At 59.5% G+C, this 1,787-nt stretch carries 2 protein-coding genes and 1 pseudogene; 1 reads left to right on the top strand and 2 read right to left on the bottom strand.

Annotated features, from left to right (window positions below):
• The coding region (locus F8N62_RS31330; RefSeq protein WP_150714200.1) for an MFS transporter at positions 1-768 on the bottom strand (768 nt) is incomplete at its 3' end.
• Positions 769-1,148: 380 nt separating this feature from the next.
• On the opposite strand from F8N62_RS31330, the gene F8N62_RS31325 reads away from it, so the two are divergent.
• Positions 1,149-1,676: a Bro-N domain-containing protein gene (locus tag F8N62_RS31325; protein WP_150712934.1), complete on the top strand. Its 528-nt coding sequence runs from the start codon at positions 1,149-1,151 to the stop codon at positions 1,674-1,676.
• A 4-nt stretch (positions 1,677-1,680) separates the two neighbouring features.
• Here the strand turns inward: F8N62_RS31325 and F8N62_RS32205 are convergent.
• A pseudogene (locus F8N62_RS32205) lies at positions 1,681-1,787 on the bottom strand (addiction module antidote protein, HigA family); the annotation flags it as partial.

The raw sequence follows: 1,787 nt of genomic DNA, 5'->3' as shown, positions 1-1,787 counted from the left end.
GCAGAACTGCCCGAGGTAGATGCCCCACAACTTGCGTTTGGTCAGCACGATGCCAAGGTCGGCCCAGCTGAATTTCGCCTTGACCTTCGCCTGCTCGGCCTGGATATCCACCAGCCCGCCGCCCTCACGGATCAGCTCGATCTCGGCGTCATTGGCGCCTTTGAAATCCCGGGGTTCGCGGTACACCGCGTACCAGATCACCGCCCAGAGAATGCCCACTGCACCGGTGCTGACGAACACCATGTGCCAGCCAAATTCATGTTGCAACCAGGCCAGAACCGGCGTCAGAAACGCCAGGCCGACAAACTGTCCGGAAGTGTAAAAGCCAATCGCCGTGGCGCGCTCGCGCTCCGGAAACCAGGTGGTCACCACGCGGCTGTTGATCGGATACGCCGGGGCTTCCAGCGCACCCACCGCCATGCGCAAAACGAACAGTGCGATGAAGCTGGCGGCGAAACCGAGCATCACCGTGGCAATTGACCACAGCAGCAGAGCGACGCTGTAGAGAATGCGCGGCGGCACTCGATCGACCAGCCAGCCGCCGGGGATCTGCATGGCGGCGTAGGTCCAGCCGAATGCGGAGAAGATCAGCCCGACATGGATCGGATCGATCCCCAATTCGCTGGTCAGCGCGGGAGCTGCTATGGAGAGGTTGCTGCGGTCGAGGTAATTGATCACTACGGTGATAAACAGCAGCACCATGATGAAAAAACGCTTGCGGCTGGGCGCCACCAACGACGCCTGCCCGGTGAGGGTTTGCGGTTGCATGGGATTGCCTCTTTTTATGTTTATTGAGGTCGAATTGAAGACTGGCACTGAACCTGTAGGAGCTGCCGCAGGCTGCGATCTCTTGATCATCAAGCCCGCAAAAATCCCGGCCACTTCCTACAACAAAACCACCGCCGTCCGATTGCGCCCCAAAGCCCCGGTTCCTAAGCTCACCCAATGCTGAATGTTCAGCACTGGGTTTGGCGACCCGAAAGCTTTAGGAGTGCAACGACCATCGACCCAAGTCATGGCGGTTGTGCGTGGGAGGCCTTCGGGTCTGCCGGGTTCCTTTTGCTCCGGTTCGCCAACCCGCGTACAACTGCCACCCAATTGTTTGGCGACGATTGCGGGCAGCCCTTTAGGCAAAAGGATCTGTACCAATGAATTGCGATGACGATTATCTAACCCCCCACGTCTTCACCCGCCACAAACTCCACCTCCACGCCCTACTCCTGCAAAACCAACCCTGGTTCAGCGCCCGCGACCTGGGCCGCCTCCTGCGCCTCTACCTCGATGAACGCGCCATCCGAAAACTCGACCCCGACCAACGCCAAACCGCGCGAATGCTCATCCACGGTGTCATCGAAGACACGCTCCTGATCAGCGAATCCGGCATCTACGCTCTACTGGTCTACCACTACTGCCCCGAATACCGCGGCCTGCGCGAGTGGCTGACCCACGACGTGGTGCCCGCGCTGAGAGACGCAGCGCAACCCACTTCATCCGAACGCCCGATGCTGAGCCTGCTTAACTGGCCAGAGATGTCGCTGAGTTTGCTGCACTGGAACAACCAGCCATGGATTCGGTTGCAGGATGTGCCTCAGCTGCTGCCAAGTACGGTGCATACACAGCGCCCGGCCAGCGTGCCGTGGTGGAAAAAGGCTTCACGAGCGCTTCATTTGCCGTAACCGGTTAACCACGCTCGATTTCGGCGCTACGAAGGTCGTAGGTCGATTGCAGATTCAGCCAAAATTCGGGCGCTGGGGCACGTAATTGTAGGAGCGAGCTTGCTCGCGATG

The organism is Pseudomonas fluorescens (assembly GCF_902497785.1).
In the GTDB taxonomy this organism is placed as follows: Bacteria; Pseudomonadota; Gammaproteobacteria; order Pseudomonadales; family Pseudomonadaceae; genus Aquipseudomonas; species Aquipseudomonas fluorescens_BO.
The sequence above is the reverse complement of the archived record's forward strand: the minus strand, read 5'-3'. Positions and strand labels throughout refer to the sequence as shown.